Raw genomic sequence first — 8,670 nt, 5'->3', positions numbered from 1 at the left:
ACAACCAAGCGCTCATCGCACTGGCTCGGCGACGCTGCGATGTCCTGTTCGCCATGCTGCGCGACGGCACCATTTACCAACCCAAGTCAGCCCCTAACGCTTGACGAACAACATAGGGGCACCCCCCATTTGCGCGGCGCCCGCCGTGTCCCATGCCGTTCCGGTTCGCGCCGTCCGTGCTTCGCGCCCGGCCGTGCCCGCGTCTGTCGGCCCGGTACGGGAATGGCTCCGCCCGTCGGTCGGCCCTTTCTTGCGCTTGCCCAGCTAGCGCGCGGCGCGCCGGGCTGGCCAGGTCTCGGCGGCAAGCCAGCCTGCCGCGATGCAGATCGCATTCGCAACGAGCAGGTAGCCCGTCGGCGCCATCGGATTGCCGGTGCTGCTGATGAGCCAGGTGACGATGCTTTGCGCGGTGCCGCCGAACAGCGACACCGCGACCGCGTAGACGATCGAGAATCCGGTCGAGCGCACCCGCTGCGGGAAGCTCTCGGCGATCAGCACGATGAGCGCCGCGCCGCTCATGCCGTGCAGGCCGGACAGCACGGTCAGCATGACGAGGAAGACGGCGGGCGTCGGATGCGACACGATCAGTTGCAGCGCCGGGAAGATCAGCAGCAACAGCAGCACGCGCGGCCAGATCAGGACCGCGCGGCGTCCGAAGCGATCCGACAAGCTGCCGCCGACGAGCGAGCACACCGCGAGCGCCGCGCCTGTCGCGAGCGTTGCCAGCATCGCGACGCCGCCCGGCAGATGCAGCTCGGTCAACGCGAATGTCGTCATGTAGTTGAGGAAGTACTGCGTGATCGTGCTGCCGAGCAGGATCATCAGGCCGATCGCGATCGGCCGCCGATGCCGTGCGTTCAGTTCGCGCAGGATCGCGCGCGTCGAGCCGTGCGCGCCGTGCGCATCGATCGTGTCGGACAGCCGGCGGCGGATGTAGATGCCGATCGGCAGCACCAGCAGGCCGAACACGAACGGCACGCGCCAGCCCCATGCATACAGATCGGCCTCGGACAGCGAAACCGTCAGCACATAGCCCGCGAGCCCCGCCGCGACCGCCGCGAAGCCCTGCGTCGCGACCTGCCAGCACGCATATGCGCCGCGCCGGTCCGGCGGCGCCGCCTCGAGGATGTAGGTCGTCGCGGGCCCTGCTTCGCCGCCCCACGCGAGCCCCTGGATCAGCCGCGTGACGACGAGCAGGATCGGCGCCGCGATGCCGATCGTCTCGTATCCCGGCAGCACGGCGATCGCGCCCGTACCGACCGCCATCATCACGAGCGTCAGCATCATCGCGGGCTTGCGGCCCGCCTTGTCCGCGTATGCGCCGATCACGAGCGCGCCGAACGGCCGCACGACGAAGCCGAGCCCGAACACGGACACCGACAGCAGCAGGCTCACGAACGCGCTCTTCGCCGGGAAGAACGTGTGGCCGATCATCACCGCGAAAGTCGCATAGGTGCCGAAGTCGAAGAATTCGACCGCGTTGCCGAGCGCGACCGCCGCGACGTTGCGGCGTGCGTCGGCGCGCGTCGCGGCCGTGCCGGTCTTGGCGGGCGTCGGCCGACAGGCGGGTTCCAGCAGATCTTCCATGGCGAGTCCTCGATCGAAGCGACGACGATACCGGCCGCCGGCGCGACGCAAGCGACGTCCGCCACCGGGCTGGATGTGGTGTCAGGGTGATAAGCGAAAAACCGACGGAACGCGCAGCGCGCGCAAACGCGTGCGCGGCTGCGTCAGTGAGGCGGCGCCGGCCAGCGCGGCATCGCGCCGCGCCAGTTCTCGTACGCCTTGCCGAGCTGCAACACGAGGCGGTCGGCAAAGCGCGGTCCGACGATCTGCAGGCCGATCGGCATCCCGTTGCGCGCGAAGCCGCAGTTGATCGACAGCGCCGGCTGCTCGCCCATGTTCCACGGAACCGTGAACGCGATGTGCTCGAACGGCCGCGTCGGGTCTTGGGTCGGCCCCGCCCATTCGGCCGGGAAGCCGGCGACGACGTTGGTCGGCGACAGCACCGCGTCGACCGAGTGGAACAGTCGCGCGGCGGCCGCGCGCATCTCGAACGTCGCACCGAAGCCGCGCACCGCGTCGACGCCGGACACCGACGCGCCCTGCCCCGCCCATGCGAGGATGTACGGCAGGATGCGCTCGCGCGCCGCGTCGGGCAGGCGTTCGAGGTCGGCCCATAGCCGCGCCTGCCAGAAACGGTCGAGGCCGTCGAGCATCCCGCGCGACACGACCGGCGGCGCCGCGACGATCCGCGCACCGTGCGCGGCGAAGCACTCGGCCGCCGCCTCGACCGCGGCGACGATCTCCGGCTCCGGCGCGATCCCGCAGCCGGCGTCGAGCATCAGGCCGATCCGCATGCCCTTCACGTCGGCGGGTGCGATCGACCAGTCGATCGTCTCGGGCGGCAGGCTCGTCGCATCGCGCCAGTCCGGGCGCGACAGGAAGCGCATCAGCAGCGCGGTGTCGTCGAGCGTGCGCGTCATCGGCCCCGCGCAGCGGCCCGTGTAGTACGGATCGATCGGAATCCGTCCGTTCGACGGCTTGAAGCCGACGATCCCGCACCAGCCGGCCGGCAGCCGGATCGACCCGCCGATGTCGGTGCCGACGTGCAGCGGCCCGTAGCCCGCCGCCGCCGCCGCGGCCGCGCCGCTGCTCGAGCCGCCCGGATTGAGTTCGAGCCGCCACGGGTTGCGCGTGATGCCGTACAGGCTCGACAGTCCCGACGACAGCATCGCGTAATCGGGCACCGTCGTCTTGCCGATCACGACCGCGCCCGCCTCGCGCAGCCGCATTGCGGCGGGCGCGTCGACAGGCGCGGGCGGCACGTCGGCGGCGGCGGCCGAGCCTTGCGCGACCGGATCGCCCTGCGTCGCGATCAGCTCCTTGATCGTCACCGGCACGCCGTCGATCTCGCTCAGCGGCGCGCCCGCCGCCCAGCGGCGCGTCGACGCGAGCGCCTGCTCGCGCACGCGCTCCGGATCGAAGCGGCACAGCGCGTTCAGATGCGGCTCCCAGCGGGCAATGTGGTCGAGCAGCGCGTCCGCGTAATCGGCGGGCGTCACGCCGCGGGTCTTGAACAGTTCGGCAAGCGAGCAGGCGGTCAGGTCGAGCAGCTCGGACATGGGTTCGGCCTCGCAAGGTTGGAGACGGGCGGCCACGCCGGCTTCGGCGGCCGCCCCTCGTCGGTTGAACTCACGATAGCAACGCAAAAACGGTGACGGATAGCGCGATTGATATCGAACGGCGCACACATTTTTCGAGCACTCGCGGCGGCCCGCCGCGTGCGCGAAGACGCCGTGCTGGCGCGCCGAGCGCACGCCCGGATCGGCCGCGCGGGCACGGCCGGACATGCTCAGAACGACGAGCCGGGCGCCTTCAGGAACGCGATTTCCTCGTCGGTCGACGACCGGCCGAGGATCGCGTTCCGATGCGGGAAGCGCCCGAAGCGCTCGATCACGCCCGCGTGGCGCAGCGCGTAGTCGTGGTAGCCGGCGCAACCCGCCTCGTCCTTGATCCGCGCGCAGAGGCGCACCGCTTCGCGCTGGCTGTCGGGCGACTCGTCGTGCTCGAACGGCAGATACGCGAACGCGCGGTGATGGCCCGTCGGCAGCGCGCGGTCGCCGCCCGACGCGACGAGCGCCTTCGCGTGCGCGAGCGCCGCGCGATCGGCCGCGAACGCGAGCGCCGTGCCACGGTGGATGTTGCGCGAGAACTGGTCGAGCACGACGATGAGCGCGAGCGCGCCGAGCGGCGTGCGCGTCCATGCGTCGAGCTCGCCCGCCGTCGCCGCGTCGACGAGCGCACCGAACCGCTCGCGCAATTGCGCGTCGAGCGCCGGAGCGCCGCTGAACCATATCTTGCGCGCCGTGCCGAACGCCGGATCGTCGGGCGCGCTGAACCAGAAGTCGAGCACGTCGCGCGCGCGCGGGTCGAGCGCCGCGTCATCGTGAGCGGCGGCTTCGTACGCGCCGCCTCGCGCGTGCGGCGCCGTCATGCGAGCTCCAGCACGAGGCGCCGCGTGCGCGCGCTCTTCTTCTCGAGCTTCGCGACGCGCAGCCCGCCGATCTCCGCCGTGTTGCGCACGTGCGTGCCGCCGCACGGCTGCAGGTCGATGCCGCCGATCCGCAGCAGCCGCACGCGCCCGAGCCCCATCGGCGGCTTCACGCTGATCGTCCGCACGAGGTCCGGGCGCGCCGCCATCTCGTCGTCGGTGATCCACTCGGCCGTCACCGGATGCGAGCCGCCGACGAGCTCGGCCAGGCGCGCGTCGACAAACGCGCGGTCGATCGGCTCGACCGTCGCGAAATCGATCCGCACGTACTCGGCGGTCACGCTGCAGCCGTCGACCGGATACGGCAGCACCGCGCACAGCAGATGGCTCGCCGTGTGCAGCCGCATCCGGCGGTGCCGCGGCGTCCAGTCGATCTCGGCGACGACCGCGTCGCCCGGCTTCACGTCCGCCGCGAGCGTCTCCTGCCCCGGCGCGAGCACGTGCACCGCGTCGTCGGGCGTCGCGCCTTCGAACTTCGCCTTGCGCGTATCGGCGACGGCGAGCGTCGCGCCGCCCGGCAGCGTCAGCGTGCCGCTGTCGCCCGCCTGGCCGCCGCCGAGCGGATAGAACACGGTTCGATCGAGGTGGATGCCGGCTTCGTCGACGGCGGTGACGACCGCGTCGCAGCGCGTCAGATAAGCGTCTTCGCGAAAGAGAGCTTGGGTGGCCATGGGGCGTCTCGGATGTCGTTATGGGTGATCGGAAGCGATCAGTATGCGGTGCGCCGCGCGCGCCGCAACAGGCGCAATTGCGCGCGGCGCGCACGCAAGCGTACCGGAATTTCAACCGGGACGGTTTCGCATCCAGTCGGCCGTGTCGTAGAACGAGTGCATCAGCCGCTCGCGCAGCGGCTCGTCGAGCCCCGTGCCCTCCATCGCCCACGCGATGCAGCGCAGCCACTGGTCGCGCTCGGACGACGCGATCGGAAACGGCAGATGCCGCGCGCGCAGCCGCGGATGGCCGAAGCGCTCGACGTAGTGATCGGGGCCGCCGAGCCAGCCGCACAGGAACCAGAACAGCTTGTCGCGCGAGCCGTCGAGCGTCGGCGGATGCAGCGCGCGAATCCCGGCGAATTCGGGCTCGAGATCCATCAGGTCGTAGAAACGGTCGACGAGCTCGCGCACGCGCGCCTCGCCGCCCACGCGTTCGAATGCCGTCGGCTGCGACGGCGCGTCATCGGTTACATCGGTCATACGGACATCGGTCAAATGAAACGAACAAGGAAAAAATGAACGGGGAAAACGAGAAGCCGCTCCCGCGAAGATATCGCGTGCGCGCGATTCATGCATCGCGCAGCGATTGCAGCACCGGGCGGCACAGCACGCCGCGCAGGCCGAGCCACCCCGCCGCGCCCGCGCATGCGACGCCCGCCGCGATGCCGGCCGGCACGAGCCACGGGTCGGGCGCGAGCTGGAAATCGAACACGCGCGACGCGAGCACCGCGCCGACCGCGAGCGCGCCCGCCGCCGCCATTGCGCCCGCGAGCACGCCGACGACGATGAACTCCGCGCGCTGCACGGCGATCACCTGCGCGCGCGACGCGCCGAGCGCGCGCATCAGCGCGGCCTCGCGCACGCGCTCGTCGCGCGAGCCCGCGAGCGCCGTGTACAGCACGAGGACGCCCGCCGCGAGCGTGAACCCGAACAGGAACTGCACCGCGCCGATCACCTGCAGCAGCACGCGTTCGAGCTGTGCGAGGATCGGCGCGACGTCGATCGCCGTCAGGTTCGGATACTGCGCGATCAGGCCGTCGAGCACGCGCTGCCGGGCGGACGGCAGATGGAAACTCGTGATGTAGGTCGCCGGAAAATCGCGCAGCGCAGGGGGCGGCATCAGCACGAAGAAGTTCACGCGGAACGTGCCCCAATCGAGCTTGCGCACGCTCGTCACGGGCGCGTCGACGGTCAGGCCCGTCACGTCGAAGCGCAGCGTGTCGCCGAGCTTCACGCCGAGCGTCTTCGCGAGCCCCGTCTCGATCGAGATCTGCGGCGCGTTAGCCGCGCCGAACCAGTCGCCCGCGACGATCCGGTTGTCGCCCGGCAACTGCGTCGTGTACGACAGGTTGAATTCGCGATCGACAAGGCGGCGCGCATCGTCGCTCTTGTAGTCGTCCGGATTCACCGGCTTGCCGTTCACCGACAGCAGCCGCCCGCGCACCATCGGCGACAGCGCGGGATTCGCAATGCCGTTCGCCGCGAGATAGCGGACGACGTCGTCGCGCTGGTCGGGCTGGATGTCGATCAGGAACTGATTCGGCGCGTCGGGCGGCGTCGACTGCCGCCAGCCGGCGACGAGATCGTTGCGCGTAATTGCGATGAGGAGCAGGCACATCAGGCCGAGCGCGAGCGCGGTGATCTGCAGCGCGCTCGCGGCGCCGCGCCGGTCGAGCGATGCGAGCGCGTAGCGCCAGCCGAGCCCCGCCGCGACGCGGCCGTCGCGCACGAGCCGCGCGGCCGCGAAGAGCGCGAGCCGCGCGACGAGCGCGAACAGCACGAGGCTGCCCGCGAAGCCGCCCGCGACGATGAGGCCGAGCGTCGGGTTGCCCGCCGCGGCAATGAGCAGTGCCGCGAAGAGCGCGACGCCAGCCGCGTAGCCCGCCCATGCGACGCGGCCCGCGTCGCCCCACTCGCGGCGCAGCACGCGCACGGGCGGCACGCGCGTCAACGGCGCGAGCGGCGGCAGCGCGAAGCCGAGCAGCAGCACGAGCCCCGTCGCGACGCCGATCGCCGCCGGCCACACGGAAGGCGGCGGCAGCACGACGTCGATCAGGCTGCCGAGCGCGCGCAGCAGCACGAGATGGCCGACGTAGCCAAGCGCCGCGCCCGCGAGTCCGCCGACGACGCCGAGCAGCACGAATTCGATCGCGAACAGCGCCGTCAGCGTGCGGCGGCTCGCGCCGAGGCAGCGCATCGCCGCGCAGCCGTCGAGATGGCGGCGCATGTAGCGCTGCGCGGACATCGCGATCGCGACGGCCGCGAGCAGCGCCGTCAGGAGCGCGACGAGCGTGAGGAAATGGCGGGCGCGGTCGAGCGTCTGCCGCACTTGCGGCTGCCCTTCCTGCAGCGATTCGAGCACGACGCCGCGCAGCTTGCCGCCGTCGACGCGCGCGTGCGCGTAGCTCGCGAAGCGCTCGACGGCCGCGTCGTCGCCCGCGACGAGGAGGCGGTACGTGACGCGGCTGCCGTAGCCGGTGAGCCCCGTCGACTCGAGCTCGTCCGCGCGCAGCATCACGCGCGGCGAGAAATTGACGAATGAGAAGCCGCGATCGAGCTCGCGGGTGATCGCCGCGCCGACCGTGAACGTGCGGCCGCCGATGCGCAGCGCGTCGCCGACTTTCAGATGCAGCGCGTCGAGGAGCGACGGGTCGACCCACACGGTGCCGGGGGCCGGAATCGAACCGGCAGGACGGCCGCGCGCGTTCGCATCGGGCGCGATCTCGACCGCGCCGCGCAGCGGATAGCCGGCCGACACGGCCTTCACGGCCGCGAGCCGCACGGGCGGCATTCCGTTCGCGCCGGATTCGGCGGCGGGCGGATTGGGCGCGCCGACCATGCTCGGGAAGATCGCGGTCGTCGCGGTCGACAGGCCGAGCGCGCGCGCTTCGAGGGCGAACGCCGGATCGACCGGATGATCGGCCCGCACTACGAAGTCCGCGCCGAGCATCCGGCGTGCGTCGCGCTCGAGCCCCTGGCGCAGCCTGTCGGCAAGAAAGCCGACACTCGTGAGCGCCGCGACGGCGAGCACGAGCGCGAGCGCGACGAGCGTCAACTCGCCCGCGCGCCAGTCGCGCAGCGTCATCCGCCCCGCCTGGCGCAGCAGGTCGACGAGGCCGAAGCGGCGGCCAGCCGGCATCGTTTTACCCGCCGCCGTCAATCGCGCTTGCTCCCGATCGAATTCAACCTCGACACCATGTGGTTCGCCATCCCGCGAAAGCCGCCCGACACGCCGCGCCACAGCCGCGGCAGCGCCCACGCGGAAAACGCGAGAAAGCCGATCATCAGCGCGATGAACACGAGCGGCACGAAGAATGCGAGCGCGAGCCCGCCGACCGCGAGCCCGTCTTCGGTCGTCGACGCGATCCAGTTCGAGATCGGTTCCGGCGACAGGTTGATGAGCGCGCGCGTGCCCGCCTTCGCGATGTGCGCGGAGCCGGCGAGCGTGCCGCCCGCGAGGCCCGCGATCGCGAGGAGCGTCGGATCGGCGTGGCCGAGCGCGCCCGCCGCGAGCACCGCGCCCGCGGGAATCCGGATGAACGTGTGGACCGCGTCCCACAGCGAGTCGAACGCGGGGATCTTGTCGGCGAGGAATTCGGCGATCGCGAGCGCGGCGGCCGCGCCAATCACCCATGGCGACGTCAGCACCGCGAGCGTGTCGGGCAGATGAATGAGACCGAGGCGCGCGAACACGCCCGCGATCAGCACGGTGAGATAGAGGCGCAGGCCGCTCGCCCACGCGAGCCCCGCGCCGAGCGAAATGGCTTCGACCATGTGCCGCCTCCTTGCGCAATGCGCGCGGTTCGCGGGCGTACCGCGCCCGAGCCCGGGCGAAGCGGCCCATCGACCCGCCGGCCCCGCCGATTCGTGCGCGGCGGCGGGACGTTGTCAGATGGATTCCGC

General features: G+C 71.5%; 7 protein-coding genes. All 7 read right to left on the bottom strand.

The genetic code is table 11. From position 1 onward, the window contains the following. Positions 1-264 precede the first annotated feature (264 nt). The 7 genes from WS62_RS15490 to WS62_RS15460 all read right to left on the bottom strand — a co-directional run bounded on the left by WS62_RS15490 (position 265) and on the right by WS62_RS15460 (position 8,541). Positions 265-1,587, bottom strand: coding sequence for an MFS transporter (locus tag WS62_RS15490; RefSeq protein WP_066572184.1), 1,323 nt, complete (start codon positions 1,585-1,587; stop codon positions 265-267). Positions 1,588-1,730: 143 nt separating this feature from the next. After that, complete coding sequence (locus tag WS62_RS15485) at positions 1,731-3,125, bottom strand: amidase (protein WP_066572214.1); 1,395 nt, start codon at positions 3,123-3,125, stop codon at positions 1,731-1,733. A 230-nt stretch (positions 3,126-3,355) separates the two neighbouring features. Then, a complete protein-coding gene (locus WS62_RS15480; RefSeq protein ID WP_066572182.1) occupies positions 3,356-3,997 on the bottom strand; it encodes a DUF924 family protein in 642 nt (213 codons plus the stop codon). Next, on the bottom strand, positions 3,994-4,725 hold the full coding sequence (locus WS62_RS15475) for an alanyl-tRNA editing protein (RefSeq protein ID WP_066572180.1): 732 nt from the start codon (positions 4,723-4,725) through the stop codon (positions 3,994-3,996). The genes WS62_RS15480 and WS62_RS15475 overlap by 4 nt, the downstream gene beginning before the upstream one ends. Positions 4,726-4,836: 111 nt before the next feature. Further along, on the bottom strand, positions 4,837-5,247 hold the full coding sequence (locus WS62_RS15470; protein WP_066572178.1) for a group II truncated hemoglobin: 411 nt from the start codon (positions 5,245-5,247) through the stop codon (positions 4,837-4,839). 88 nt (positions 5,248-5,335) lie between these two features. Continuing rightward, positions 5,336-7,927, bottom strand: a complete 2,592-nt coding sequence (locus tag WS62_RS15465) for an ABC transporter permease (protein ID WP_066572176.1) — start codon at positions 7,925-7,927, stop codon at positions 5,336-5,338. Next, positions 7,924-8,541: a DUF4126 domain-containing protein gene (locus WS62_RS15460; RefSeq protein ID WP_066484471.1), complete on the bottom strand. Its 618-nt coding sequence runs from the start codon at positions 8,539-8,541 to the stop codon at positions 7,924-7,926. Before WS62_RS15460 ends, WS62_RS15465 begins: the two co-directional genes overlap by 4 nt. Positions 8,542-8,670: the final 129 nt, after the last annotated feature.

The sequence above is a fragment of the Burkholderia sp. ABCPW 14 genome, assembly GCF_001523835.1.
GTDB lineage: Bacteria > Pseudomonadota > Gammaproteobacteria > Burkholderiales > Burkholderiaceae > Burkholderia > Burkholderia mayonis.
This window is presented reverse-complemented; position numbering and strand designations above follow the sequence as displayed.

Coding starts and splice junctions, on each gene's coding strand:
- WS62_RS15485 (WP_066572214.1), bottom strand. CDS start 3,125: ATGTCCGAGCTGCTCGACCTGACCGCCTGCTCGCTTGCCGAACTGTTC.
- WS62_RS15480 (WP_066572182.1), bottom strand. CDS start 3,997: ATGACGGCGCCGCACGCGCGAGGCGGCGCGTACGAAGCCGCCGCTCAC.
- WS62_RS15460 (WP_066484471.1), bottom strand. CDS start 8,541: ATGGTCGAAGCCATTTCGCTCGGCGCGGGGCTCGCGTGGGCGAGCGGC.
- WS62_RS15475 (WP_066572180.1), bottom strand. CDS start 4,725: ATGGCCACCCAAGCTCTCTTTCGCGAAGACGCTTATCTGACGCGCTGC.
- WS62_RS15490 (WP_066572184.1), bottom strand. CDS start 1,587: ATGGAAGATCTGCTGGAACCCGCCTGTCGGCCGACGCCCGCCAAGACC.
- WS62_RS15470 (WP_066572178.1), bottom strand. CDS start 5,247: ATGACCGATGTAACCGATGACGCGCCGTCGCAGCCGACGGCATTCGAA.